A 26,422-nucleotide genomic window follows, 5' to 3' on the forward strand; every position below is an offset into this window, starting at 1 on the left:
CTAACAGTAAAATTCTTGTTATCATCTGTTGCTCCTTCCTTTTCCAAATAAAAATGTAAGCGTAAACATTTTTATTTAGCTTAAAGCGCCTTCGGATGAACTCGATTGCAAAGCTTTCTTCACTAGAGAAAGCGATTGTTGTTTTTTGTACGCACTATAAAACATTCCCATTTTACGCACCGGATCTCCAGAATAGTAACGCTCATATTGTAATAATCGTTGTCCAAAAGCTTCACCACATAAATCCCAAGCTAATTTAAACAAGCGAACACGTTCCTCAGAAGAGACTCCTTCACGCCCGATATAATATTTATGCATATCATCTTGAATCTCAGGGTTCATAAAATCAGCGCCTGTCGGTGACATCAATAGCCCACCAGCACCAATGGTTTGAATGATTTCAATAGCCCGCGGATACATTTTAGGTAATAAACTACGTATCGTATCAAGCGGCAACCTCGCAGGAACAACTTCTCCATATGGATTCGTTTCATATTCATATTCAGCTACTTGCAAGAGAGCACGTATCGTTTCTACATCTTGCATAAGCTCTGCTAACTGGTTTTGTACATTTAAAAAACCATCTACTCCTATCGAATCTGCTAATTTCATAGCTACTTCAGCGGCGAAAGATAGCTTAACTAACCCTCTTACTCCAGATTGATGCGCTGGTTGATGACCAATTCCCGTTTTAGGATACAATTGATTCCCAGCTTCTACACTTTGATAAATAAATACTTTATCCCATGGGATAAACACATTATGAAATACTAGTAATGCATCCATTTCCTCAAACCTTGATGCAAGTGGATGATCAAATAGAGAACGTTTTCCATCTTGCATTGGCTCACGACAAAGAATCCTTAGTCCCGGTGCATCAATTGGAACGGCAAAAGAAATTGCATGACGTTCATCACCTGGTTTAAAACTTGGATAGGAGTATATAATTACCTCATCTGTAATCGGGGCAAGTGTCGCTAACATTTTAGCACCACTAACATACATCCCTTCCTCTGTTTCACTTACTACACCTAAATGCATTGTTTCATCTTCTTGTTGATGAGAAGCCTTGCTCCGATCATTTTGCGGATTAATAATCGCATGTGTTAAAAATAAATCATTATCTCGTATATGTTTATAATAGTTCTTTATATTCGCTCCCCATTCTGGATTGAACTTCTCAAAAAACCACGCATTACTTGCCATTGAAGTAACTGTTACATTTAAAAAATCAGGTGTTCTTCCCATTAAACCAAAGGTAGCTTTTGCCCATATTTCAAATAATTCACGACGCGCTTTTAAGTCCTCATAATTTTTGGGTACTAAAAATGCATTTGAGACCCTTTCTCCTGTCTCTTCGCATATATGAGTAATCTTATCCTGATATTCTGGATTGTGCTGCATATCATATAAGTTAGCAATTTGTAAAATAGGTTCGCGAAAAACATCTTCATTTACTACATCTGTTACTTTTCTTCCACCCATCCAAATTTCAGGATTTCTTTTTCGCAATCCTTCAATATACTGTTCCCCTGTTCTAATTGCCATTCTTTCCCCTCCAATTTCCCATAATAATATACTAAAAAGTTTAGAAATCTCATTAGAAGACTGAATTTTCAATTATTATATCAATTTTATTTCGTATAATTTCTCCCTTATTTCACATTATGAAATCTTAATAATTTTTTAAGCAATACGAAAAAGGAACGCTCTCCCGTTCCTCACCCATTCACTTTCTCCGCATTATTCCAATAATACTTACTAAACGCTTCCGTTAACACATCAATGGTATTATATAGTTCATCTAAAGTATTATCTACACCACCAACTTCGATTAGCATCGCATTTTTAGATAAATCTTGATTATACACTCCATCCCCGTCCTTTTTATACTTCGGAAAAATCCCTCTACTTAACCCGTAATAATTTTCATCTAAATAACTATTGATTGCCCTTGCAATTTTTTCATTCTCTGTATGATTCCCATTTTCCATTCCAATTATAAAATATAATCTTGCATACGATTTCCCGTTAATTACTTTTGTTGTTACCTTTTTCCGCTGATCATCACGATGTATATCAATTGGAAACGCAATTTTATTATTTTGCGCCAATGTTTCTTTTACATATCCATGAGACGCTTTATACGCTTGATACCATTTCCACTTTTTACTCGCTAATAAATCCCCCATATTCGTTTTATCATGAATTACTGGTATTCCTTGCCCTTCAAGCTGCTCCTTCAAACGTTCCCCTAGTAAGGACACATTTACGTCCGGGCTCGATGGGTCGGTAGCTCCTGGTAATAATGGAAAGAACGATTCCCAACTATGCGTATGATAAATGTATACTGCACTTTCACCCTGTTTCGTTCCATTTCTTTTCTGTACTGGATTTTTCTTTTCCGCTTCTGTGACTTTATCTTTTGCTACTTCTCGCTCTTTCGTTACTTCTTCAATTGGTACACTAGATTCATTAGGTATATTCGTATAGTTCGTCCCTTCACCAGCTACGATAATGTTAGAATAATACTTCGACATACCTGGTACTTCTTTCCCGACAAACGTTCTTAAGTCTTTAATTTTCAAATCCGTCGCGATAGAGAATAATAAACTTCCAACTGACTCCCGTTTATTTATTTTAAAATAATCTGTTCCGAAATAATGATTCTCACTTTCTATCATTTGAACAAAATCTTGCATCGATACTTTTCCGAACCATTGATTCGCGTAATAAGATTTCATTGTATGTAAAAGTGAAGTTACAATAGATGCAATTACGATCACTATAAATGCATATATAAACAATAAATATATTAATCTCTTTCCATGTATACGAGTTGAATACTTTTTCAATGTATCACCCTCTTTATACATGAATATGTACAAGCTTTATGTAATATACGCATAAAAAAGAGAAATGGCATCCCATTTCTCTTTTTCACACTTATTTCTCTTTTTCTGCATCTGACGAAGGTAACCTCTTCGCTTGTTTTTCTTTAAAGATTTCACCAATTGCACCAAGAGTACCAAGTGTTTCAATTGCATTAGATGGAATAAAGACTTTATTTGCTGGCCCTTTCGCAACTTCTGCTAATGATTCAAATGATTTATAAGCAAGTACGCGCTCATCTAAATCTGCTGCACGGAGTAACTCAATTCGATTTTGTTCTGCTTTTGCGATTTCCTCAATCGCTCTTGCTTCCCCTTGCGCTTCTAATTCTTTTGCTTCTTTAATACCTTCTGCTTCACGAATACGTGCTTCTTTATCCCCTTCAGCCATTAAAATTTTACTTTGTTTTTCCCCTTCAGCACGAAGGACCTTATCTTGTTTTGCTGCTTCAGCCTCTAAAATGATCGCACGTTTATTACGTTCTGCTTTCATTTGTTTTTCCATTGATACTTGCACATCTTTTGGCGGGTTAATATCTACTACTTCAACACGCTCAATACGAACGCCCCATTTTTCTGTCGCTTCGTCAAGCGCTAAGCGAATTTCTGTTGAAATTTTTTCACGCCCAGATAATGTTTCATCAAGTTCCATTTTACCAATAATTTGACGCATCGTTGCAGAAGTAATGTTACGAACACCATATTCATAATTAGAAATACCGTAGGTCGCAAGTTCTGGTTCAACAATTTGATAGAAAATAATTGTATCAATTTCTACTTGTACATTATCTTTCGTAATTACCTTTTGTGGCGGTACATTCGTTTGTTGAATACGTAAGTCGTGATATACGCGAACTCGATCTACAATCGGTATTAATAAATTTAATCCTGGCTGCATAATACGCTGAAACTTACCAAATCTTTCAACGACCCCAACTTTTTGCTGAGGAATAATTTTAATTGTTAATGCAACAAATGTAACTACAATTAGTGCGAAAATAATCGTTAACGTTAATGCTACCATATTTATTCACTCTCCCTTTTTACTTGTAAAATAGTACTATGCCTCTTTATAACAACGACTTTTTCTCCAGAATCAATAGGAGCATCCGAAATAGCTGTCCAAGTATCTCCATCCACTTTCACAATACCGTTCACTTCACTTGTAATCGCTTGCATAACAATCCCCTTTTTACCGACAAGTTTATCTACTGTATCAGTAAAACCTTTTGCTTCTCGAAAGTTTTTTGAAATTCTTTTCGTAAAGAAAGTCAATGTTAAACTTACAATCGCACCAGCGACAACTTGTAAAAATAGTGCATCAGGAGCAAATAAGGCAATAAGACCTCCGACAACAGCTCCAATTCCAAGCCAAAGCATGTAAAAAGTAATCGACAACATTTCTGCGATAAATAAAATACCCGCTATTATAAACCAAATCACCCATCCAGCCATATGCAACCCTCACTTTCTTTCTCAATTTCTATATGTATATGAAGAAAAGAATGGTTTATCCGCCCTATCTCACACAGAGGGCGTTTGCTACAAGTTATTATACATATTCGCTGTTACAACAAGTATTAATAAAATACTATATCAATATATTCTTCATTATACATGAAAATCCCTTTCAAAAAATGACAAAATATTTAATTCTTCCAAAAACGTAATTTTCAGATTATAATTATTCTAACTAAAAAAGCATTATTTTTTTGGGAAGGTGGTATTCTTATTGCCAAAACGTTCACTAGCTTACTATTTAGTCTCCAAAATGTGTATTACCCTCGCTGACATTGTATACTTAATGATTATTACGACTCACATCTATATCACAACTAAATCAGCTACAATTACTGCTCTTTTTCCATTATTACAAGTAATCACAAATCTTATCGCGAACACATCTGCACCACTTATAATGAATCGTTTTCCATCTTATGCATTGCTATATACTCTACAATGGATTAAAACAGTTCTTTTACTATTATTAATGATATTATTTCCTATGCTATCCACAAACATCATTTCTCTTTTAACTTTCATCATCTTCATTTCATTATGTAGCGGCTGGAGCGCTCCATTATTATACAGTATTCTTCCACACCTAACGCCAAAAGAAAAGTTAGTAAAAGTAAATAGTATCTTTTCCTTTTCAACACAAATTGTGCAAGCAGCTGCTTACTCATTTACAAGTATAATTGTTCTTCTCATTGGTGTTACTTCGACACTCATGATTAATAACATATTGATGATTTTCGGATGTATTACATTACACCTTTCATTACAATCTATACAAGCTGAACGAGTAGCAGAACCCTCCTCTTCAAAAACTATTGCTTTATTAGAGGGGTGGAAACTATTATTTCAGCACCCGTCTCTACGCACCGTTACATTTATGGATTTAATTGAAACTTTCGCAGGGACGATATGGATCGGTGCCATTACGATGGCATATGTAACTACCGCTTTACATAAAGGCGAAGAATGGTGGGGATATATTAATACAAGTTATTATGTCGGAACGTTAATTGGCGGGATATTAGCATGGAAAATGAGTACATATATTCAAAATAATTTAATACGCTCTATGGCGATAGGATCTCTTTTGTTTAGTATTCTTACATTTTTATACGGTGTTACGAGCAGCGGATTTATTGCCCTATTCCTTTGCGTTCTAATGGGACCATGTTATCAAATTAGAGATATTTCTCAAACGACAGTTTTACAATCAAGCGTCGCTCCTTCTTTATTATCAAAGATGTACACAGCTCACGGTGCTCTCCTCTCAACCGCTTCTGGTCTTTCTATGCTAAGTGTTGGCATAATTACTGATACTTTCGGTGTTCGCACTATTTATATCATTGCTTCTTTTCTTATTTTATGTTCAGCTTGTTTGTCTTTTCGTTTATTAAAACATCAGAGGTCACAAAAGAAAGAGATTTCTATTTAATATATATCATAAATATAATGTTTTCCGTAATTGGAGCTTCCAACTACATAGCACCATAGTACATGAAATTATATGAACGATTTTTAAAATATATCTATCGTAACTTACAATATATCAAAGATTCGACAATACTTTTAGCTATTAAAATAAGAGAAGGCTGCCCCCAAAAAATCCATTTTGAGCAGCCTTCTCTTTTTCCATTTACGATAAATTGGGAATCTTTCTATGCTTTGTCGCCTGTTCAAAAGCGTATGCTAGTTTAATTAATACCTCTTCACTAAAAGCAGTACTTGCAAGTGTAATCCCAAAAGGCCTCCCGCTTTTCATATATCCAGCCGGCATTGCTATAGACGGATAACCAGCTTTGGCACAAATTGTAGATCCTATATAGGAGGGGAACAGTATCGCATCAAGATTGTATTTTTTTAATGCAAAATCAATTCCTTGTTCTTGTGAAAAGTATATATCTTCTAATCTTGCATTTAAATATTCCGGATTTCTTAACGTATTAGGAAAATCTTTTCTTATTTCTAATTTATTTTGTCCATATTTCAATGCCCTTTCTTCTATATGATTATTAAAATCGATTAGTTCTGAAATCAAATGCACTGGAATATTGGAAGGTAATTTAGAAAGATAGTTATCCAAGCTATGCTTCAATTCGTAAAGAGGTACTCCCCAACTCCATTCCCTATGAAAGGATGGAATATCGATATCTTCTATTACTGTCGCTCCTTCACTACGTAACACTTGAATTGTTTCTTTAAACAATTGTTCATCGTACTCGCCAGATTCATAATAATCTTCTGGTGCTTTGTCAAACACCCCAATTTTAGCTCCATGTAAGCCATTAATATTAAGATATTTCGTATAATCCTGCTGTGCCCTTCCTGCGCTTTTTTGAGTAGATGCATCCATCTCATCCACTCCCGTTAAGCTCCCTAATAAAATTGCAGCATCTGTTACCGTTCTAGCAAATGGTCCCGCTGTATCTTGCGAATAAGTGAACGGAATAATGCCTCTACGGCTAACTAAACCAACTGTCGGTTTAATACCTACTACAGAGTTTTGAACAGCTGGGCTTAAAATAGAAGCATCTGTTTCTGTTCCAACAGATAGTACTGTTAAGTTAGCGGCAACTGCCACGGCAGACCCTGTACTCGATCCTCCAACAAACATATCATCTTTTCCTGTTCCGTAAGGGTTTATTGTTTGACCTCCCCTAGCGCTATATCCAGCCCACATTTCAAAAGACATTCCGTTTGCCAACTCTGTCATATTTGCTTTCCCTATTATAATTGCACCTGCTTCTCGCAGTTTTGTAACAAGAAATGCGTCTTGACTACTAATATTATGCTCAAGAGCAATTGTCCCTGCACTTGTATGCATAGAATCATTCGTTTCAATATTGTCCTTCAGTAAAACTGGTATACCATGTAATGGACCTCTCACACCTTTTGTCTTTCTTTCATGATCTAACGCTTCTGCAATAAAGATAGCATCTGGATTTATTTCTAAAATAGAATTGATTTTCGGACCATCTTGGTCATACTTTGCGATCCTATCAAGATAATACATGACTAATTCTTTCGACGTTAATTTTCCTTCTTCCATTGCAATTTGTATATCATGAATTGTTAATTCTTTTTGCAATAATGTATTAAACTGAATTTCCATTTTCATTCTCCTTTTATAAGCCCTTTTCTTTATGAAGTGTATCTATTAATTTTTCATTTTCTTCGCTCCTCGTATAAACAACTACTATCCCTTAAAAGAAATTCAACTCACCTATTTAAAAACCTTTAATTTCCCGAAAAATAAAAAGAGTCTGAAACGAATTAACTTCCGCTTCAGACTCTTTTATTACTTTACATATATCTCATCTAGTAAATATAAAAACTCTCCTTGTTTACCTGCTAATTCAGGACATTTTGCAATATCAACCCATTCATAACAAAATGCTAAACCTTTATCTTCTTCACCATCACTTACTATATGTTCCCACGTATCTTTCACATCTGTTACTAATGAAACATGGAAAAAATGACGTTTTTGATATTCCTTTTTTTCTTTCACATAAATAATATAATCAGCAAGGAATCGCTCAATGTATAAATGACATAGTCCCGATTCTTCTTGTACTTCACGTAAAATCGCTGCTGTTAACGTTTCTCCTTCATCAACTGTCCCACCTGGTACTTGGATACCAGCTTCAGGTATATCACGATGTTTAAAAACGAGTAATTGCATAATCCCTTCTTTTTCTCTTGTAACATATGCATGTACCTTTTTCTTATATAACATCGTCATCTTAGCCCTCTCCCCTCAATTATTTACTTCGTTACTTCTTCAAGCGTAAGTTGGTTTTCATATAAATATGTAGCTTGTGGATTCCCCACATATCGTACGTGCCACGGTTCATATCGATAACCGGTAATCCCTTCTTTCTGTTTCGTATACCGAATAACGAAACCAAACTTATGTGCATTTTCAGAAAGCCACTTTCCTTCTTTCGTCTCTCCAAAAACTGTTTCTAATTGAAATTTAGCAGATTGAGATGTAATATCCATAGCTAACCCTGTTTGATGTTCACTCGTACCAGGAACTGCACTGGACATCGCTGTTTTTGCTTCACCATCTTGCTTTTTATACATCGTATTTAATGCTTTTTGTCGATCAAAAGATCTAAATCCAGAGACTGCAAAAAGGAAAATACGCTCCTTATCAGCTTGCTGGAACATTTGCTCCAGCGCCATCGCTGCCTCTTTCCTCATTTTTTTCTTCTCTTGATCACCTTCACTAGAGTAACGTACTTTGGGAATAACTAAATCTGGTGGCTTATACCCATCTGGTAAACGCCTACTTTTATTTACAAGTACAAGCATCGAATTTGGATTATTAATGACTGCGATATCCCCATCCATATTAGCAATCGTTTCTTTTGCTTTCGGAAATATATTGTTTACATTTACTTCCCGCGCCTCTTGATCCTTATACATTTTATAATTTATCCCTGCTACTCCAACAATCAGTATCACTGCTACGATACCAAGTAATGTCCATCTTTTTTTCATATAACGACCTCTTATTTTAATAATTTGGCCATTTCATACTCATCGACACCATTTCCATCGATGATAAGAGCAGATTTTTTGACACCTTCTTGTTCAAATCCAATTTTACTATATAGTGCCTGAGCTCTTGTATTGTGGGCCATTACCGTTAATTCTAAACGCCATACATCATGTAATCTTGCCCACTTCTCTACTTCTTTAAACAAACTTGTTCCAATACCTCGGCCACTATACTCTTGTAAAATACCAATGACAATTGTCGCAACATGTCTCTTTCTTTGAATATTATTTCCGTTAACTAAAATAAACCCTACTATTCTACCTTCTTCAACTGCTACAAATATGTTTGCATTTTCATTTTCTATAAATCGATGAATCATTTGCTCTTGTTGCTCTACAGTAGTTTTTCGTTCTCCTGGTTCATATAACATAAATTTCGTTTCTTCGTCTAATTGCTTACTTAATTGTAAAAATGATGCTGCATCTTCTACTCTAATCTCCCGGATCACCTTGATCACCCTACCCATTCTGTTAGTTAAAAATTTTCCTTGTAAAAAGATTTTCTCCACTATTCCGAAAATCCCTTTCTGAATTCCTTACTATAAATAGACAAATTTCGATATTACTATAATGATAGGAAATTATGTCTATAATGTGACATATCTTTTTAACCATAACTTATGCTCAAAAAGAAAAAACGTAAGCTTCTCACTTACGTTTATCCATTCACTTTTTCAGCTTGCCAAAAATATTCTCCAAATGCTTTAGCAAGAACATCAATTGATCTATTCAATTCTTCATCCGTATTATCTACGCCACCAACTTCAATTAAAATCGCCTGTCCTGATAAGTCTTGATTATAAACACCATTACCTGTTTGGAAACCTTTTTGAATAACACCTCGGCTCACTCCCGGATATTTCTTACTAATCGTCTCATGTAAAGCCGTTGCTAATTGTAAGTTTTTTTCATAGTTTTTGTTACCTTTCCCAATTACAAAAGCAAGCTTCGCATATGATTTATCTCCAATTGTTTTTGTCGTGACGTTTTTCCGGGCACTATCACGGTGCAAATCAAAAAAGTATTGAAGTTCTTTATTTCCAGTCATAGCTTGTTGTACAATTTCTCGTGACATTTTGTAAGAACTATTACTGTTTAATCCTTTACTTATTAACTTTTGGCCGACATCAGTCTTATCGTTAGTAGCACCTATACCTTCACTTTCCAGTTGTTCCCGAAAACGATCACCGACTATTGAAATATTCGTTACAGAACTCGTTGCTTTATTCGGATCTGGGTCATTCGTTAAGTTCAGTAACGGCAAATAAGATTCCCAACTATGTGTATGATAAATAAATGCAACTTGCCTTTTCCCCGTTGTTTGAGCTGGCTGTTTCTTCTCTTTATTCGGATCAGACTTAGGAACTTGTCCAGTTTCTCCAGTCCGTTCCTTCACTACTTCTTCAAGAGGAACGCTCGACTCTATTGGTAAGTTGGAGTAATTTGTTCCTTCACCTGCTATAACGATTTCCGTATCATACTTTCCAAATCCCGGAAGTTCCTTTCCAACAAAACTACGTACATCATCAAAACGTATATTCGTTGCCATCGAAAAGAGGAATGAGGAAATAGAAAAGTCTTGATTCAAATTCCGGTACTCTTGTGTAAAGTAATGATTCTCTTTTCCAAGAACATACATGTAACCATTCATTGATAACTCATTTAACCAATTATATAAATACGTTGACTTCGTCTCTTTCATAGAAGTTACCATCATACTAATAAGAAAAAAAGTCGCTAATACCGTAGTAATAATAAATAAAATTAACTTGCGTACGCTCGTTAATTTCACATAAAAAAAACCTCGATTCATACTATCACCCTCTCTATTTCAAGTTATGTACAAGCTCTAGAGAATAGACCGCTTAAATTTCGGCTATATTATTAACGAGGTGAAATGAATTGAAGCTATTAATAGGAACATTACCAATCGTTCTATCATTTATTTTTTATTTACTTGCTATACACCGTAAAATTCGTATTGCACTTCATATTTTTGCGTACATAGCATTGTATGTACTCGGGACAATTATTTCTATTAATATATATGATGTTTTAATACAACATCTTGTTTTCATGACGAGCATTCATGGTATTTTACTAAATCCATTATTCCTTATTTCCGGAGCATATGTAGGAATATACACTTTGTCCCTAATATTGTCTCAAATTATTACGAAACTACTGAAAATAGAAAATGGAGAGTAATAAAATGCAGCCACCGTTCATCTGTCATACATGCAAAAAAAGAATAGTGAGAAAGCAAGATCTTATTACTGCTACATGGTACTTCCGCTTTTATTTATTTCACAATATTTGTTTTAAGCAGCAGAAACTATTTACCTCTCGCTTTATCCCTATTAATACACTCTTTAGTTTCTTTCTTATTATATATGGACTTATCGCTGGCAGCATCCTAATGTTCACAGAGCCATCTATAATTTGGCTTATTTTTTTGATTCCTATATTATATCGGCTTCTTTCTTATTATTACGTAGAGCGTTATTTCTCTAAATAACTGGTAGACTGCCCCCTAGGAATACTTAAACACACCCAATCGGTTTCTTTTAACATTTTACCAATGTAAATGATTTGTCCAATATGTAAAGCATAATGTGAAATTTGCCTTTCAATCGCTTGCATGACAGTATGTTCTTCTCCACGAATGTATACTCTCTGCAAAATCTGATCAGGTGTTAAATTATCCATCGCTTTAAAAACATATTCCCATCCTTCCTGCCACGCAGCAAGAGCTTCTTGTTTTGAATTGTAGCCGCCCTCAAATTCACCATCTCGATTACGATCGGTTTTTTCACCATCCGACGTTAAAAAATCCGTCCATCTGGAACGCATATTACCATGTAGATGCTTAATAATACTGGCAATACTATTCGTCTCCTCATGAGAAGACCACATGATTTGTTCATATGATAATTGAGAAAGTGCCCGTTCTCCTTGCTTCTTTGTTGCTTTGAAATTCGAAATTGCACATTGCAAATATTCTCGTCCGATATCCAAATTAACCCCTACCTTCACACTAACTTATTTTCGTTCCATTCGGTAGTTCCATATTTGGCTGAAGTAAAACAACATCGCCAGCTTCAGGAACACCACCCAGTACAAGTACTTCGGATTTAAATCCTGCCACACGCTTTGGCGGGAAATTTACAACAGCAACAACTTGCTGACCAATTAACTCTTCTGGATTATATCTCTTAGTAATTTGAGCGCTTGATTGCTTAATCCCTAGCTCGCCAAAATCAATTTCTAGCTTAATTGCAGGAACCCTCGCCTCTTTAAATTCTTCAGCCATTCTCACCGTCCCAACCCTTATATCCAAAGTTAAAAAATCTTCAAAATTAGCCATTTTATCATTCCTCCCAATTATTACTTAGACAAAATACAAAAATCCCCTTCAAAAAAAGAAAGGCGCCTAAGCACCTTTCTTTTGTAATTCACTTGATTCATTTGATTTATAGAAGAAGTAACCGAGTACCCCGCCAATACATGATGGGATTAACCATCCTATTCCTTCTTTATATAAAGGTAGCATTTGCAGTACATTTGAAATTGCGTCAATTTTTATATTTGCACTTTCTAAACCATTAAACAAGCTAATTGATAATGCACCTAAAATAGCTCCAATGTAAATTGTATTACGCTTTCCAATCCATGTATGGAAATACGAAAGTACGATTAATACAATTGCAACTGGATAAATGATCATTAACACTGGTAAAGTTACTGCGATTAATTGTGTTAATCCTAGGTTAGATACAACTAAACTAAACACACATACCATCGTTACAATCGTTTTATGCGAAAGTTTTGGGAACAAGTTTGTAAAGAAGCCCGCACAGGCAGATGTTAATCCAACAGAAGTTGTTAAACAAGCGAGTATAATAACAAGACCTAATAAAATTTTACCACTTGTTCCATATAACTCATTTACAACATTCGTTAAAATAAGACCACCGTTCTCTGAAACGCCAAGTGATGTGCTTGTAGAACCGAGATACGCAAGTGATAAATATATTAACGTTAAGCCTAATACAGCAATAATACCTGATACGACTGTTATTTTTGCAATTTGTCCACTCTCTTTTATCCCTTTAGAGCGAATAACTTGTACAACAACAATTCCAAAAACAAGAGCACTAATTGCATCCATCGTTAAATACCCTTGAATAAACCCACCAAAGAAAGCATTTTCTTTATAAGCAGCTAACGGTGCAGCCGGAGTTCCAATCGGATCAATAATTGCCTTTCCGACAATAACTGCAACTATTAATACTAATAATGGTGTAAGAAACTTTCCAAACCAATCAACTAATTTAGATGGATTTAATGATAAATACCACGTTATTCCGAAGAAAACTATAGTGAATAAAAATAGCATGTACCATTCTGAAACCATCGCTTCTGATAAAAACGGCTTCATCCCCATTTCAAACGAAACAGCCCCTGTACGTGGGATTGCAAAGAATGGCCCAATTGCTAAATAACTAACGAGTGGAAAAACAAACGCAAATATAGGGTGAACCCTTGAAGATAACGCTTTCAAGTCCCCCTCTACAAACGCGACAGCTGTGACAGCTAGTAGGGGAAGTCCGACTCCCGTTACAAGGAATCCAATTGTAGCAATCCAAACATTTTCTCCAGCTTGTTGCCCTAAAACTGGTGGAAAAATTAAATTTCCTGCTCCTAAAAATAATGCAAATAACATTAAACCAATTGCTAGCGTATCACCTGGCCTTAATCGTCCCTTCATTTCTTTAAATTGCATAGCACTTTTACATTGTTTTTCTCTATTCTCACAATATGCTATGCATCCTCCTCTCTGTTCATGATCATAAAATATGCCCCTTACAAAGCAATGTCTTTCTCCATAATTTCTCCATTCCCCTTTTAATTACTCTAAATAACGAATTTTGATTTTTTCGAAAATTTAAATCATTAGAGTGTTATAACGCGGAGTTTAGTTGTCAGACCTCTTTGCTTTTATCACACATATAGTAACATATTTAGTTGAAAAATAAAAACATAATTTTTAATGGAATTTTTCGAAAATCAAAATTATCCACACTTATCTCCTCTATTTTATTCTATTACACAAATATTTTTTAAAATCTATGTATTTGTATGTTTTGTTATCTTTGAATAACTTTATGTAAGGACTATAGCAAAAGCCATCCCAAAAATAAGATGGCCAATAAACGTTAATCTATAGTCTCCACTTCACGTGGATTATTCATCTCTTCAACATACACAACTCTAAATCCATGATCTTCTAAATCCTTTAACAATGTTTCTAATTCAGCATCTTTAAATTCTTCTCCTAATGTAAACATAATTCTACGTACTAATAACGCGTCATTATCAAAAGTCATCAAACTTTGAATACCAGTGTATTTCTTTAACACTGTCGATAATTTTTGAATTGCTCCATTATAATCTTGTGTTCCAATCATGACAGAATATTTACTAGAATGAACGCCCCATGCATCTTCTAATAATTCAAAAACTTTTTTATGAGTTAGGATTCCAAGGAAAATCCCTTTTTCATCGACTACTGATAAATACGGTAGTTTTTTTATTGTAAAAAATATTTTAAAGAACGAAGAGTCTTCTCTTACGTATCCATCTTTATCGTTCAATAATTGTAATAAATTATCTTCAAGTGAACCTTTATATTCTAAAATATCTACTTTGTATACATTCCCTAAAAATTTCTCTTTTTTTTCATCTAATACTGGTACACAACGATACCCTGTTTTATTTAAATGCTCCAGCGCTTCCCCTACCGTAATTGAACTTGAGCAAAATAAAACTTCCCTTTTCGGCACATAATTCCCTTTAATCCTCATAAAAAGCCTCCTTATGTTAAAATACTTTCTGTGCCATAACTATATTATATTTTCAGAAAAAAATAAATAATTTATTTTATTTTTCTGAAAATTTTTCGTTTTTTCGTCATAATTTATTCATGAATCATACACTTTTATTAAGTGAAATTTTAATCAGTAGGGATTTTGTCCATGCCCACTGGTTAATTAGCTCATACCAATCCGGTAAATCTTCAATATGGAACATTCTCTCACAGTTACTTTTAGAAAAATATATTGTAACTTCCTTAGAAAAAAGCTAAAATAAGAATAAGAATTTTCTGAATATTCAAAGAGTAGGTGATTGTATGTCCTTATTGCGCTCACGTATATGTAAATTTATCGTTGGTGTTTTTATTATTTTCGTCATAAGTCCTATTCCAGCTTTATTCATTACACATAATTTCTCTTACTTAACTGGCTTTATAAGCATTTTTCATAACTTCACACAACTTTCTTCCATTTCGATTCCAAGAATCGATTGGATGCATGAACCTATCTTTTTCTCAGCAATTCCGATGGTACATACACAAAATATGATACATACTTCTAGTCATTCGACTCCTCTATTCCCCTACATATGGGAAATATATTTTTTATCGATTGTTCGTTTCACTTTCACTCTTGCAATCGGTTTCTTTATAAGTTTAGGAATCGGCCATCTATTTTTAAAAGCACCGGACTCAGTAAGAAAGTACACTTCTTTATTGCGTTGGATACCATATTCTTTTAGCGCTGTATTATTACAATGTTCAGTCCTATTATTACTTCTCTACATCGCAAAATTCATAAATCTTCCTTTCTTCTCATCTTTTATCATCGTATGTAGCACTTCCATGATTATCGTTATGCAAGCAATAAAAAAATGGCTACCTTTCTTAAATAATACAAATGAATACGAAATAAAAAATTCAGCTTTCCTTGTTGATACGTTATTTATGGCGCTTACTTCCAATCATAAATCTATTTTAAGTTCCATTATTCTTTCATTCGTTTTTATGGAGTGTGTTTTTCACGCAAACGGACTCTTACAATTTATCGTTCAATTTGGCGGAAATGCACCTATAGTTGTCGCAATTGGTCTATTACTTCTTTACATCCCATACAGCGTCTTATCTTTTCTCCAAACTCTATGGACAACAAACTACTCCAAACAGCAAACATATACTTTAGCAAGAAGTATTTCAAAACCATAACGTAGAATAACCGTCTACTTTAAATTAAAAGTAGACGGTTATTCCTTTTATATAGAGGACAAAATAACAGCAAATTTAAAAAACACTTTAGAAACCTACCAATATTTACCCATTTCCTTTGACTAATCTTTTCATTTGGATTTATTATAAAAGTATAACATAATTGCAGGAGGTGACATCTTTATTCCAACTTAGGAGTAGAGAACACACTTGGACATATTAAATATTTTTCTCATCTTTATACTTATCCTTATTTCTGGCTTTTTCGTTGCATCAGAATTCGCTGTTGTAAAAGTACGAAAAAGTCGAATCGATCAGCTTGCAAATGAAGGTAATAAGCAGGCATTAGCTGCAAGAAGCGTCGTATCTAACTTAGATGTTTATTTATCTGCTTGTCAGCTCGGTATTACTATCACTTCTTTAGGACTTGGTTGGCTTGGTGAACCAACTGTGGAACATTTACTACGACCACTATTTGAAAGAATCAACATTACTGGAGCAATGGCTAACACGTTATCCTTTATTATTGCTTTTAGTATTATTACTTTTTTCCATGTTGTATTAGGAGAGTTAGTTCCTAAGTCTTTCGCAATCCAAAAAGCAGAAGCAATCACTTTAAAATTTGCAAGACCGCTTATTTTATTTGATAAAATTATGTATCCATTCATCTGGCTATTAAATAGTTCGGCAGTATTTTTCACCAAATTATTCGGTTTAGAGCCTGCAAAAGAAAACGAACTCGCCCATTCTGAAGAAGAACTGCGACTTATTTTAGGTGAAAGTTATAAAAGCGGCGAAATTAATCAAACCGAATATAAATATGTAAATAATATTTTTGAATTTGATGATCGTGTTGCTAAAGAAATTATGGTACCTAGAACTGAAATGGTTTGCTTATCTACTGAAAATACGTTAGAAGAGAATATGGAAATCGCCGCAACTGAAAAATATACACGCTATCCTATTATTGAAAAGGATAAAGATGATATTATCGGTATGATAAATACGAAAGAGATTTTTCACAATCAAACAAAAGGCATTTACAAACCACTTGACGCGTACATACATCCTGTTTTAACTGTATTTGAAACAGTTCCCATTCGTAAAACGTTAATCCACCTTCAAAAGAACCGCGTACAAATGGCAATTGTTATGGATGAATACGGTGGAACAGCTGGACTTTTAACGATGGAGGATATTCTTGAAGAAATTATCGGAGAAATTCAAGATGAATTTGATACAGACGAATCACCAATGATTGAAAAGCGTACTCCAAAACTAACTGTTTTGGATGGAAAAGTACTCATTTCTGAAGTAAATGATATGTTTGGTCTGCATATCGATGATAGTGATTTAGATACAATTGGTGGTTGGCTTCTCTCTCAAGCAATCGATTTAAATATTGAGGCTGGCTATTCGGTTGAATATGCTGGTTTTCAATTTAAAGCATTGGAACTTGATGGGCATCAGATTAAAAAAATTGCTGTACATAAATTAGATACTATAAAGGAGTTATAAAGTGACTGTTTTACTAACAATTTGTATCATTGCTTGTTTCATTGTTTCATTTCTTGCCTTTATTTACCCCATTATTCCTGGCATCCTTGCCGTATGGGCTGGCTATTTCATTTATCATTTTGGAATAAATGGCGGAGAGTTAACGATATCTTTTTGGGTTATTCAAGTCATTTTTACACTCTTCATTTTTGTTGCTGACTTTATAGCAAATGGATACTTCCTAAAAAAATATGGAAGTTCTAAGTGGGGCGAACGAGTCGGCATGGTTTCTATTATTGTCGGATCGTTCTTCTTTCCACCATTTGGTCTTATTATCATACCGTTCTTATCAGTATTTATAACAGAACTAATGCATAAAAAGACGCCAAAAGACGCCTTTTTAGTCGGAATTGCAACTGTAGTTGGTTTTTTGAGTAGCACAGTAGCCAAAGCAATTCTCCAAATCATTATGATTATCATCTTTGTATGCTATATCATTTTTTAACCATCCCTATTTAGGGATGGTTTTTTAATATGAAATACCTACTCGACTTCTCTCGTATAAGTTTTTATAGCGTAAGCTCCATGTAAAATAAGCTGTATCACCAACTGTTATTTCAGAGCCATCAGCTGGCAACATATCTTTTTCAGTTCGATATACACCTGTTACTTCACCATCTATTAAATACGTTGGACAAACAACAGTCCAACTTAGTTTACTATTTTTCAACGCTATATACGCAGCTAAATGATCTTCTGCAGCTGTGGTCGTTTTTCTTTTCGATTCCTTTGACCGGAAACGATATATACTTGGATTTGTTCGCGCCTGTAAAATACCAGCTGTTCCTATTGTAACTATTTTCTTTATACCTTCTTCTTCCATACACTTTATAATATTTGGCAAACTCTTTGCTAACGTCCCATTCTGATCCGTTCCAAGAGCACTAATTACAATATCACATCCTTTCAATGCTTCCTTTATATCATTTCCGTTTAATACATTTCCCTCAATAATACGCAATCTTTCATGCTCTATTTCCACTTTACTCAAATCACGAACTAATACCGTCACTTCATATGAATCATGTAATGCTAACTTCATAATGTGTGAACCTACTCTACCTGTCGCTCCTAATATACATACTTTCATATACTATCCCCTCTTCAATTCTTTCTCTCTATTTTTCCGCAAAACTTACAAATATACAACAAAAAAGCTCCCTCGTATATGTGAGGAAGCTCTGTTATCCATTTATTTCTTTTCTTTTGAATCAGAAGACTTCTCTGTTCCGCTTGTTTCTTTATCTTTTTTTTCATCTTGCTGTGTTGTCGTGTCATCCTCTTTCTTTTTATCCTCACCTTTACTACAACCTACCATTAATAAAGAACTTGCAAGTGCCATAGCAGTTAATGACTTAACCCATTTGTTCATTTGCGTTTCCTCCTTTTGATAGAATATGTACAACCCTATATTACTCTTCATTTTTAAAGGGAAGATTTAAAAACAGTAAAGATATGGTAAACTCTTGTAAATTTATCGATAACAAAACCGGTTTTCTCAATTCTTCTAACTAACCCTTTCATTAGACGAAAAAAACTAAGGCGCCTTTCATTCCGCCTTAGTTTTTCATGCAAACTTCTCATTTTCATATACATGTTTAATCTTATATTCCTTCTTCATAACATATTGCCAAACACTATAAGCATAACGATTCATTTTTACAAAACAATTTTCCAAAAAAGAACGAAATTCTGGGTTCGCAACTTCCACTGCCACTTGAGCAAACTTTAATGCCAATCGTTTCAAATGTGAAATATAGCAAATAGCAATCCCAATATCCTCTGTATATTCATTATCTGTTTCCATATCTATCTCAGTAAAATCAGGCCACATTTGTTCACAAGTTATATGCTGTACATTTTCTCCTTCTTGAAAATTTACTTGTTCATTATATGCCTGCAACATATACGGTAAATGATGCTGTAATATATCCTTTAATTCTTCATCTCGAACCATGCTCGTATACTCTCCAACTTTATATATAAGCGTGTAACTATATCTCATCAATTCTTTCATACAATCCATTAAAGCACTCCCTTCCTATTTCATCTATATACTATAAATATGATGCGATAACATTCGCTATTCTTGCTAGAAACCAATCCCAGCTACTAATTTTCTCAAAATCTGCTTCAGAATATCTTTTAGATTTATGAAAGTCTTCCTCAAGTCGGCTCCATACTTCTGCTACTACTTTCTTATCATAAATAAAGCAGTTAGATTCAGTATTTAAATAAAAACTTCTATTATCAAAATTTGCTGTACCGACATCAACAATTTCATCATCAATAATTGTTACTTTCCCGTGAAAAAATCCATTTCGATATTGATAGATTTCTGCCCCTGCCATAAGCATTTCTTTTAGATATGGGTAAGCTGCTTGTTTCAGCATTACAGCATCACTCTTAAACGGGACGAGAATTTTTACACGAACACCTCGATTTAATACATCTTTTAGCCCCTGCATCATTTCTTTACTCGGTACAAAATATGGTGTGGCGATTATTAAGGAATGTTTCGCCTTCTTTAATAGTGCCCCATAGTCCTGCCATAAACCTTTTCCATTCGAAAATACGTATTGATATTTTACATTTCCTTGTACAGGTAAACCATGATGTATAGGGAGCTTTTCTCCCGTATCTTCCTGCCAATCTTCCGCAAATTTCCGTTCCATATCAGCAGCTCCATCCCCTTCGATGCGTACATGATAATCACGCCACGGACCAAATTTAGGATCCTGTCCAAGATACTCCTTGCCGATATTAAAACCACCGATGTACGATACTTTCCCATCTATAGTAACAATGCGTCTGTGATTACGTTGATGCAAAGAAAAAAATAAATTTTTAAATTTAGGGGTTTTACTGAATGTAAACCTCACGCCTTTTTCTTTTAATTGACTAATTATCTTTTTCTTAAGCTTATATCCACCTATCCGGTCTACTGACAATTTCACATCTACACCACTAGATGCTTTTTTCTCTAATAACCGTAAGAATTCTTGACTTGCTTCATCTTTACCTACAATATAAAAATGAATATATATGTACTTTTCTGCGCGATTTATATCATCAAATAAATTCCTATATAACTCATCACCGTTCGTATATAGTTGAAAATCCCCTGATCGAATTTTTTCTAATTCATAACCACTAGCCATTTTTTTCCCCATTTCCACATCGATGTTCATCCAAGTGAATACACCTATAAAACAAAGTATTACAATGACAAAGTGCTTCATGGATAAATTCCTTTCTCCACATACTGTTATTCCTATATCTTTCCTTTTTTAAAACATTATCATACAAAAAATATGTCATTACATGATATACGTCCATATCAAACAAGAGCTCATCTGCATATTGTATGTTGTATCTTAAAATAAAAGGAGGAAATAACAATGGGCTTCGCACATGGTAATGGATTTGCGCTACTAGTTGTATTATTTATCCTCTTAATTATCGTCGGTGCTGCTTGCTTCTGCTAAGCAGTTATTGTAATACGATATGCGGATGAAAAAACTATAAAAGCGGACACCTATTTTTAGGTGTCCGCTTTTCATTTCAAAACTTTTTTCGCCTATTATTGAAATATTAAACGAAAAGAAAAAGTATTTATCATCAAAAAGTTAGCAGTTTAGCTACTTTCTTACTCTCTGCCTTACGAATATGGCGCTGTTCTGCACGTAATACAGCAATTCGATGTAATTCTTTCTCCTCTTCTGTTTCTGGGATAACACGCGGTACAGGAACTGGATTATTCTCCTTACTCAGTGCAACAAAAGTAACGAATGAAGTTGCCGCTACACGTTTTTCACCTGAAATTAAATTTTCCGCTACCACTTTAACAAATATCTCCATAGATGTTCTTCCCGTCCAAATTACGAAAGATTCATAACTTACACAATCTGTTGAACGAACTGGATGTAAGAAGTCTACCCAATCCATAGACGCTGTGACACATTCCATTCTTGAGTGTCTCGTTGCTGAAATCGAAGCAACCATATCCATCTCCGCTAATATTTTCCCACCAAATAGCGTATTATGATCATTTAAATCCGTTGGAAATACTCGACTCGTTTTAAACACTCTTGATTCATTTGCAGTTTTCCCCTTTACTTCTGTCATTGTTATCGCTCCTTTAATTATTTATCCCTAATATTTCAATAATTACTACACTAAGTGAATTACATGTTTAATATTAACAATCTTTAGAACTTTTAGTCCATAAAAAAGAACCGATTTTATCAATCGGCTCCTCTAAATACATATTGTTCTTTCGGCTGTTCAACTTTATTCCATTTCGTTACTTCTAACACAGGAATGTTCGCATGAAACGGCTGGTAAAATTCAGTTGTTATTTCTCCTTCTACCTGAATCCAGTCATCATTATTCCACTCTACACCTTCTGGTTTTTTTACTAACATACCATATACACCAGAATCCGCTACGCAATGTATAATACCGAAACGGAATAAGAAATATTGTTCTTTTTTTGAAGAGTCATCGCGGAAAACAAAGCCTTTAAAAGATAAAGTTTTACCAGTAAACTCACCAGGATAATTATAAATTGTCTCCATACCCTTGAGGAAATCCTCATCTTTTAATGCAATATTGTCTTTTGTAACAAACTCTTTCTTCCCTTTTTCCATTACACCACGATATCCTTCTTTTCCGTAATAAATACTCGTATCTGGTCTTAAGAATTGTCTTGTCATAAATGGATCTTTACTTTCCGCTTGTGCAACAGGAAAATGAAACCCCTTCGCTTTAACAATGTCCGAATCTAATGTTGCAATTGGGAAAAATAATCCTGAAATAATCGGGAAACAGAACAATGTGTACGAAAATGCTTTTTTCCACCATGTATTTTCATCTTTTGAATGATCGTGCCCACAATGGCTATGATCACAACTACAATCTTGTTTCTCTTTTTCCTTTTGATGCTCTTTCTGGAAAACGATAATAATTTGTACAAGCGTTAAGAAACCTAAAATAATAGCTGCAGTTTTTGATAAATAAGCATACTTCATATTTATATATTTCGTAATGTTACCGGAAATATGAAGCTGCCCAATTAAAATTGTGAAACCTAGTAATATATATACCCGAAACATAACCTACCACCCCATCGCATAAATGAGTAGTGAGCTTGCATAAACAACAAGTGTAACTGTAACTATCACAACAATTACAAATCTTGTTTTAAATGTCGCAAGCATCATAAACATATTTTTAATATCCACCATCGGTCCATAAACGAGGAACGCGACAAGTGACGCTGTTGAAAATGTACTTTGGAACGAAGAAGCAATAAATGCATCTGCCTCTGAACAAAGTGATAATATATAAGCAAGTCCCATCATTACAGCTGATGAAGAAAACGGACCTTGTCCAATAGCAAGCAACGTTGAAGTTTGTACAAACGTTTGAACTGCGGCAGCAATTAACGCTCCTAACACTAAATATTTACCCATTGAGAAAAATTCCTCAACAGCATGTGTACATACATCCCACATTTTTTTACGTAATGGACGTTTATGGTTCACTTCTGGGAAGTGGTCATCTCTTAATTGATGCTCTTTAAACATAAATGATAATATAACTCCAACAATAATTGCTACGACAATCGCTACAATAGAGCGATACCATACCATGTGCATACTACTCCCAAAGGCAACATATGTTGCAAATAATACAACTGGATTAATAATTGGTCCAGTTAGCATAAATGCAATTCCAGCATATGGCGGAACACCTTTTCCAATTAATCTTCTTACAATCGGAACAATTCCACATTCACACCCAGGAAACATCATTCCTAAAAAAGTAGCTAATAGAACAGACAGAAATCGATTCTTAGGCATCCACTTTGCCACCATATCTTCTGTCACAAACATTTGAATGAATCCTGAAATAAATACACCAATTAGCACAAACGGAAGTGCTTCGATTAAAATCGATATAAAGATTGTATTCATTTGCAGGAATGCTTTCGGTAATTGAAACAATTCCATGATGTATGTCCTCCAACTTTTCATTAACAATATGTAATTTTAACCCCATTTTATTATTTGGACAAGACTTATACGGAATTCATAACCTTAATACATATTACATTTTACAAGTTATATTCTATTCCAAAATCGAGATTTTATAGCAAAAAAGCTGTTCTAGCGCAGTTTTATAACTATGCTAGAGCAGCTTTCTTATGGTTAAAAGTAACGTTTCTTCCAAAAAACAAATGCTAAAGCGAAAGATAATGTTACACATATTATTATTACAATTACAAAACCTTGAGCCTCACCTTCAAACGGAACCTTTACATTCATTCCAAAGAAACTAGAAACCATTGTTGGTAATGATAAAATAATTGTAATAGAAGTCAACAGTTTCATAACACTATTTAAATTGTTAGAAATAACCGAACTAAATGTATTCATCATTCCGCTTAAAATGTGACTATATATTTCTGCCATTTCAATTGCCTGCTTATTTTCAATTAATACATCTTCTAATAAATCTTGATCATCTTCATACATTTTTAAAAATGTACTGTTACGCATTAATTTTTGAATAACAATTTTGTTAGCCTTTAATGATGTTGTAAAGTAAACTAAACTTTTTTCAAGGCCTAGCAACGTAAAAATTTCTTTATTTTTCATCGACTGATTTAATTGGTGCTCTAAATCGATAGTTTTTCGATTAATTTGCTTTAAGTATCTTAAATAATAAGTAGAAATTGTATATAAGAGCTGAAGTGCGAATCGCGTCTTTTTAAACGTATAAAATTCCTTAATACGTTGATTAATAAAGCGTTCAAAAATTGGATTTTCTTCTAAACAAATTGTAACAAAACAATCTGGCATTACAATCATACCTATTGGAATCGTGTCATATATCGAATTTCCTTCTTCATCATGTCTAACTGTCGGAATATCCACGATAATTAAAGTATTATTGTCTTCCTTTTCAATACGAGAGCGTTCTTCATCATCCAAAGGGTCTTTAATGAAATCTAAGTCTACATTTAAAGTTTGTACTAGATACTGAATTTCTTCTTCAGTTGGATGAAGTACATTAATCCAGCAACCCTTTTGCATTTCCTCAATCTCTTGTAGTTTTCCGTTTCGGTCTGTTAAATAAATATTTAACATACTATCACCCCGATTCTTTTTACATGTAGGAATCTACCTCACTTAAACAACAGTTTTTAAACCGCCATTTTCAGCATATGAAACAAACGATTAAATTTCAATAGAAAAATTATTTTGAAAACGTTTTTTTAAGAAAAATCTTGTAAACATAGAAAAAGGCAGAGTGTTCTCTGCCTTTAAAAAAGCTTATGTTGCCTTTATAACATATTTAGAAAGCATCCACAAGTTAAAACCGACTGAAATCGTATAGCCAGCGTATGTTGAAATGATAAAACTTACAAAATCAAAATAAGGTAGCAATACAATATTTAATACTATCTTTACAATAATTCCGATTACTAATCCTAGCACTGTTTTCTGTTGTTGATTAATTCCTTGTAACATCGCAGCAGTTACCGTAAATAGTGAAAATAGTATACAAGCAGGGGCATAATATTGCAAAATGATACTCCCCATCTCCGGATCATTTCCAGCGCCAAATAATAGAGTATATACTGGCTTTGCTAATACCATCATTCCTATTGCTGCCGGTACTGTGATTCCCACCACCAATAAATTCGTCCTCGTAAAGTGTTTATACAGTAGCTTCTCATTTCCAGCTGTATAAGCTTTCGTCATCTCTGGTACGAGAGACATACTAAAAGCCGTCGCAACAGAAACTGGGATTAGCACAACCATCTGAACAAGGCCGATTATCGCATTAATCTTTTCTGCTTCTCCTTGCATATACCCTACTTGTATTAATAGTTTATTGATTGTAAATGTATCAATTGTTTGATACAACGGAATTGCCAAACCGACTACAACAAATGGGATGGAATATGTAAATAACTCTTTATATAATGAAAAAAAAGATTTCGTTGTCTGGGGAATACTTGCTATCTCCTTTTGTTTCAAGTATTTTCGCCTTTTCATATAATAAGCACTCAAAATAATTAATCCACCTACTGCACCCATAAATGCTCCAAAAGTCGAAATACCAACCGCTAACGACACTGATTCTTTTAAAACATATAAAACAACAAAACTTCCTATCAAAATCGTTAAAACACGAAAAAACTGTTCGACAACAACACTCAGTGCCGACGGTCCCATCGATTGGAATCCTTGAAAGAATCCCCTCAATAAACTCATTACTGGTACAAGTATTAACGCAAAACTTACAATTTGAATATTGTGCGTGACAGCTACCACACTATTCCCCGACTGATCATTTCCATCAATCACAAGTTTAGCTAAATGTGGTGCTAACATATATAATGCTAAACAAGAAATAACGCCCATAATGACCATAAAAACGATACCACTCTTTAGCACTCTCTTAACAGTATGATAATCATTGAGTTGATCATACTTTGAAACCATCTTTGAAACGGCAAGTGGTAATCCCATCGTTGCAATACTCAACATTATTGTATAAGGACGGTATGCATACGTGTATAATACGTAGCCACTCGTACCCACCATTGCTGTAAATGGTATAACATATATAAACCCTAACATTTTAGATATCATCGTTGCCATCGTTAAAAATATCGTTCCACGTAAAAACGGTGATCCTTTCATCACATTCCCCCGCTACGCTTTATTATTACACATTATGGACAACTTCTTTTTTTTAGAACTGGAACAAATAAAAAAAGCCAATGAAA

29 protein-coding genes are annotated in these 26,422 nt (G+C 34.2%); 7 read left to right on the forward strand and 22 right to left on the reverse strand.

What is annotated here, in order from left to right; translation table 11 throughout:
• Positions 1-75 precede the first annotated feature (75 nt).
• The 4 genes from VK90_RS10555 to VK90_RS10570 all read right to left on the reverse strand — a co-directional run bounded on the left by VK90_RS10555 (position 76) and on the right by VK90_RS10570 (position 4,346).
• The gene (locus VK90_RS10555; protein ID WP_048372597.1) at positions 76-1,548 is read right to left on the reverse strand and encodes a 4-hydroxyphenylacetate 3-hydroxylase family protein; all 1,473 of its coding nucleotides are present in this window, start codon (positions 1,546-1,548) and stop codon (positions 76-78) included.
• Between the two features lie 173 nt (positions 1,549-1,721).
• Positions 1,722-2,855 carry a stage II sporulation protein P gene (spoIIP, locus tag VK90_RS10560; RefSeq protein ID WP_331457090.1) on the reverse strand — a complete coding sequence of 378 codons (1,134 nt, stop codon included), beginning with the start codon at positions 2,853-2,855 and terminating at the stop codon, positions 1,722-1,724.
• A 91-nt stretch (positions 2,856-2,946) separates the two neighbouring features.
• Positions 2,947-3,915, reverse strand: coding sequence for an SPFH domain-containing protein (locus VK90_RS10565; RefSeq protein ID WP_048372602.1), 969 nt, complete (start codon positions 3,913-3,915; stop codon positions 2,947-2,949).
• A gap of 2 nt (positions 3,916-3,917) precedes the next feature.
• The gene (locus VK90_RS10570) at positions 3,918-4,346 is read right to left on the reverse strand and encodes an NfeD family protein (RefSeq protein ID WP_048372604.1); all 429 of its coding nucleotides are present in this window, start codon (positions 4,344-4,346) and stop codon (positions 3,918-3,920) included.
• Positions 4,347-4,623: 277 nt separating this feature from the next.
• On the opposite strand from VK90_RS10570, the gene VK90_RS10575 reads away from it, so the two are divergent.
• Positions 4,624-5,841 carry an MFS transporter gene (locus VK90_RS10575; protein WP_048372606.1) on the forward strand — a complete coding sequence of 406 codons (1,218 nt, stop codon included), beginning with the start codon at positions 4,624-4,626 and terminating at the stop codon, positions 5,839-5,841.
• A gap of 201 nt (positions 5,842-6,042) precedes the next feature.
• Here the strand turns inward: VK90_RS10575 and VK90_RS10580 are convergent, their stop codons facing one another.
• The 5 genes from VK90_RS10580 to spoIIP (VK90_RS10600) all read right to left on the reverse strand — a co-directional run bounded on the left by VK90_RS10580 (position 6,043) and on the right by spoIIP (VK90_RS10600) (position 10,788).
• Complete coding sequence (locus VK90_RS10580; RefSeq protein ID WP_156185398.1) at positions 6,043-7,524, reverse strand: amidase family protein; 1,482 nt, start codon at positions 7,522-7,524, stop codon at positions 6,043-6,045.
• Positions 7,525-7,704: 180 nt separating this feature from the next.
• A complete protein-coding gene (locus VK90_RS10585) occupies positions 7,705-8,151 on the reverse strand; it encodes an NUDIX hydrolase (protein ID WP_048372610.1) in 447 nt (148 codons plus the stop codon).
• A gap of 23 nt (positions 8,152-8,174) precedes the next feature.
• Complete coding sequence (locus tag VK90_RS10590) at positions 8,175-8,915, reverse strand: M15 family metallopeptidase (protein WP_048372612.1); 741 nt, start codon at positions 8,913-8,915, stop codon at positions 8,175-8,177.
• 11 nt (positions 8,916-8,926) lie between these two features.
• A complete protein-coding gene (locus tag VK90_RS10595) occupies positions 8,927-9,424 on the reverse strand; it encodes a GNAT family N-acetyltransferase (RefSeq protein WP_025149927.1) in 498 nt (165 codons plus the stop codon).
• 209 nt (positions 9,425-9,633) lie between these two features.
• A complete protein-coding gene (spoIIP, locus tag VK90_RS10600; protein ID WP_002171548.1) occupies positions 9,634-10,788 on the reverse strand; it encodes a stage II sporulation protein SpoIIP in 1,155 nt (384 codons plus the stop codon).
• Positions 10,789-10,877: 89 nt separating this feature from the next.
• Here spoIIP (VK90_RS10600) and VK90_RS10605 point away from each other — a divergent pair, with 89 nt between their 5' ends.
• Both VK90_RS10605 and VK90_RS30670 read left to right on the forward strand, forming a co-directional pair.
• Positions 10,878-11,183, forward strand: coding sequence for a hypothetical protein (locus VK90_RS10605; RefSeq protein ID WP_002171547.1), 306 nt, complete (start codon positions 10,878-10,880; stop codon positions 11,181-11,183).
• 4 nt (positions 11,184-11,187) lie between these two features.
• Positions 11,188-11,493, forward strand: a complete 306-nt coding sequence (locus tag VK90_RS30670) for a hypothetical protein (protein WP_002171546.1) — start codon at positions 11,188-11,190, stop codon at positions 11,491-11,493.
• On the opposite strand, the gene VK90_RS10615 is transcribed toward VK90_RS30670, so the two are convergent.
• From VK90_RS10615 to cbpA, 4 genes are all read right to left on the reverse strand, one after another.
• The gene (locus VK90_RS10615) at positions 11,478-12,011 is read right to left on the reverse strand and encodes a DUF1572 domain-containing protein (RefSeq protein ID WP_048372614.1); all 534 of its coding nucleotides are present in this window, start codon (positions 12,009-12,011) and stop codon (positions 11,478-11,480) included. The two genes, VK90_RS30670 and VK90_RS10615, sit on opposite strands and share 16 nt — an antisense overlap.
• 1 nt (position 12,012) lies before the next feature.
• Positions 12,013-12,342, reverse strand: coding sequence for a chaperone CsaA (csaA, locus tag VK90_RS10620; protein WP_048372616.1), 330 nt, complete (start codon positions 12,340-12,342; stop codon positions 12,013-12,015).
• Positions 12,343-12,408: 66 nt separating this feature from the next.
• The gene (gene brnQ4, locus VK90_RS10625; protein ID WP_082147884.1) at positions 12,409-13,746 is read right to left on the reverse strand and encodes a branched-chain amino acid transport system II carrier protein BrnQ4; all 1,338 of its coding nucleotides are present in this window, start codon (positions 13,744-13,746) and stop codon (positions 12,409-12,411) included.
• 448 nt (positions 13,747-14,194) lie between these two features.
• Complete coding sequence (gene cbpA, locus VK90_RS10630) at positions 14,195-14,842, reverse strand: cyclic di-AMP binding protein CbpA (RefSeq protein WP_025149932.1); 648 nt, start codon at positions 14,840-14,842, stop codon at positions 14,195-14,197.
• A gap of 326 nt (positions 14,843-15,168) precedes the next feature.
• Here cbpA and VK90_RS10635 point away from each other — a divergent pair, with 326 nt between their 5' ends.
• From VK90_RS10635 to VK90_RS10645, 3 genes are all read left to right on the forward strand, one after another.
• Entirely contained in the window at positions 15,169-16,056 is an 888-nt protein-coding gene (locus tag VK90_RS10635) for a hypothetical protein (RefSeq protein ID WP_048372619.1), read from the forward strand.
• Between the two features lie 210 nt (positions 16,057-16,266).
• Positions 16,267-17,574 carry a hemolysin family protein gene (locus VK90_RS10640; RefSeq protein ID WP_048372622.1) on the forward strand — a complete coding sequence of 436 codons (1,308 nt, stop codon included), beginning with the start codon at positions 16,267-16,269 and terminating at the stop codon, positions 17,572-17,574.
• Between the two features lies 1 nt (position 17,575).
• A complete protein-coding gene (locus VK90_RS10645) occupies positions 17,576-18,058 on the forward strand; it encodes a DUF456 domain-containing protein (protein ID WP_002171539.1) in 483 nt (160 codons plus the stop codon).
• 24 nt (positions 18,059-18,082) lie between these two features.
• Here the strand turns inward: VK90_RS10645 and VK90_RS10650 are convergent, their stop codons facing one another.
• The 4 genes from VK90_RS10650 to cls form a co-directional block, all read right to left on the reverse strand.
• Positions 18,083-18,703, reverse strand: coding sequence for an NAD(P)-dependent oxidoreductase (locus tag VK90_RS10650; RefSeq protein ID WP_002171538.1), 621 nt, complete (start codon positions 18,701-18,703; stop codon positions 18,083-18,085).
• 102 nt (positions 18,704-18,805) lie between these two features.
• A complete protein-coding gene (locus VK90_RS10655; RefSeq protein WP_002171537.1) occupies positions 18,806-18,985 on the reverse strand; it encodes a hypothetical protein in 180 nt (59 codons plus the stop codon).
• Between the two features lie 195 nt (positions 18,986-19,180).
• A complete protein-coding gene (locus tag VK90_RS10660) occupies positions 19,181-19,639 on the reverse strand; it encodes a spore coat protein (RefSeq protein ID WP_048372624.1) in 459 nt (152 codons plus the stop codon).
• A 31-nt stretch (positions 19,640-19,670) separates the two neighbouring features.
• Positions 19,671-20,855 (reverse strand): cardiolipin synthase, encoded by a 1,185-nt coding sequence (cls, locus tag VK90_RS10665; protein WP_048372626.1) that lies wholly within the window; start codon positions 20,853-20,855, stop codon positions 19,671-19,673.
• Between the two features lie 159 nt (positions 20,856-21,014).
• Here cls and VK90_RS28425 point away from each other — a divergent pair, with 159 nt between their 5' ends.
• Entirely contained in the window at positions 21,015-21,101 is an 87-nt protein-coding gene (locus tag VK90_RS28425) for a YjcZ family sporulation protein (RefSeq protein ID WP_000505094.1), read from the forward strand.
• Between the two features lie 133 nt (positions 21,102-21,234).
• Here the strand turns inward: VK90_RS28425 and VK90_RS10670 are convergent, their stop codons facing one another.
• The 5 genes from VK90_RS10670 to VK90_RS10690 form a co-directional block, all read right to left on the reverse strand.
• Positions 21,235-21,741: an acyl-CoA thioesterase gene (locus VK90_RS10670; protein WP_002171534.1), complete on the reverse strand. Its 507-nt coding sequence runs from the start codon at positions 21,739-21,741 to the stop codon at positions 21,235-21,237.
• A gap of 119 nt (positions 21,742-21,860) precedes the next feature.
• Entirely contained in the window at positions 21,861-22,730 is an 870-nt protein-coding gene (locus VK90_RS10675; RefSeq protein WP_002171533.1) for a TIGR03943 family putative permease subunit, read from the reverse strand.
• Positions 22,731-22,733: 3 nt separating this feature from the next.
• Entirely contained in the window at positions 22,734-23,630 is an 897-nt protein-coding gene (locus VK90_RS10680; protein ID WP_002171532.1) for a permease, read from the reverse strand.
• 198 nt (positions 23,631-23,828) lie between these two features.
• Entirely contained in the window at positions 23,829-24,770 is a 942-nt protein-coding gene (locus VK90_RS10685) for a magnesium transporter CorA family protein (RefSeq protein ID WP_002171531.1), read from the reverse strand.
• 186 nt (positions 24,771-24,956) lie between these two features.
• Entirely contained in the window at positions 24,957-26,336 is a 1,380-nt protein-coding gene (locus VK90_RS10690; protein WP_002171530.1) for a putative polysaccharide biosynthesis protein, read from the reverse strand.
• Positions 26,337-26,422 lie beyond the last annotated feature (86 nt).

The organism is Bacillus sp. LK2 (assembly GCF_001043575.1).
GTDB lineage: Bacteria > Bacillota > Bacilli > Bacillales > Bacillaceae_G > Bacillus_A > Bacillus_A paramycoides.

Bases quoted from the DNA above. Each gene is read 5' to 3' on its own strand.
- VK90_RS28425 (WP_000505094.1), top strand. From the start codon at position 21,015: ATGGGCTTCGCACATGGTAATGGATTTGCGCTACTAGTTGTATTATTT.
- VK90_RS10590 (WP_048372612.1), bottom strand. From the start codon at position 8,915: ATGAAAAAAAGATGGACATTACTTGGTATCGTAGCAGTGATACTGATT.
- VK90_RS10680 (WP_002171532.1), bottom strand. From the start codon at position 23,630: ATGGAATTGTTTCAATTACCGAAAGCATTCCTGCAAATGAATACAATC.
- VK90_RS10555 (WP_048372597.1), bottom strand. From the start codon at position 1,548: ATGGCAATTAGAACAGGGGAACAGTATATTGAAGGATTGCGAAAAAGA.
- VK90_RS10660 (WP_048372624.1), bottom strand. From the start codon at position 19,639: ATGGATTGTATGAAAGAATTGATGAGATATAGTTACACGCTTATATAT.
- VK90_RS10635 (WP_048372619.1), top strand. From the start codon at position 15,169: ATGTCCTTATTGCGCTCACGTATATGTAAATTTATCGTTGGTGTTTTT.
- VK90_RS10580 (WP_156185398.1), bottom strand. From the start codon at position 7,524: ATGAAAATGGAAATTCAGTTTAATACATTATTGCAAAAAGAATTAACA.
- csaA (WP_048372616.1), bottom strand. From the start codon at position 12,342: ATGGCTAATTTTGAAGATTTTTTAACTTTGGATATAAGGGTTGGGACG.
- VK90_RS10685 (WP_002171531.1), bottom strand. From the start codon at position 24,770: ATGTTAAATATTTATTTAACAGACCGAAACGGAAAACTACAAGAGATT.
- VK90_RS10650 (WP_002171538.1), bottom strand. From the start codon at position 18,703: ATGAAAGTATGTATATTAGGAGCGACAGGTAGAGTAGGTTCACACATT.
- VK90_RS10565 (WP_048372602.1), bottom strand. From the start codon at position 3,915: ATGGTAGCATTAACGTTAACGATTATTTTCGCACTAATTGTAGTTACA.
- VK90_RS10670 (WP_002171534.1), bottom strand. From the start codon at position 21,741: ATGACAGAAGTAAAGGGGAAAACTGCAAATGAATCAAGAGTGTTTAAA.
- cls (WP_048372626.1), bottom strand. From the start codon at position 20,855: ATGAAGCACTTTGTCATTGTAATACTTTGTTTTATAGGTGTATTCACT.
- cbpA (WP_025149932.1), bottom strand. From the start codon at position 14,842: ATGAGGATTAAAGGGAATTATGTGCCGAAAAGGGAAGTTTTATTTTGC.
- VK90_RS10675 (WP_002171533.1), bottom strand. From the start codon at position 22,730: ATGTTTCGGGTATATATATTACTAGGTTTCACAATTTTAATTGGGCAG.
- brnQ4 (WP_082147884.1), bottom strand. From the start codon at position 13,746: ATGAAGGGACGATTAAGGCCAGGTGATACGCTAGCAATTGGTTTAATG.
- spoIIP (WP_002171548.1), bottom strand. From the start codon at position 10,788: ATGAATCGAGGTTTTTTTTATGTGAAATTAACGAGCGTACGCAAGTTA.
- VK90_RS10585 (WP_048372610.1), bottom strand. From the start codon at position 8,151: ATGACGATGTTATATAAGAAAAAGGTACATGCATATGTTACAAGAGAA.
- VK90_RS10570 (WP_048372604.1), bottom strand. From the start codon at position 4,346: ATGGCTGGATGGGTGATTTGGTTTATAATAGCGGGTATTTTATTTATC.
- VK90_RS10690 (WP_002171530.1), bottom strand. From the start codon at position 26,336: ATGAAAGGATCACCGTTTTTACGTGGAACGATATTTTTAACGATGGCA.
- VK90_RS30670 (WP_002171546.1), top strand. From the start codon at position 11,188: ATGCAGCCACCGTTCATCTGTCATACATGCAAAAAAAGAATAGTGAGA.
- VK90_RS10655 (WP_002171537.1), bottom strand. From the start codon at position 18,985: ATGAACAAATGGGTTAAGTCATTAACTGCTATGGCACTTGCAAGTTCT.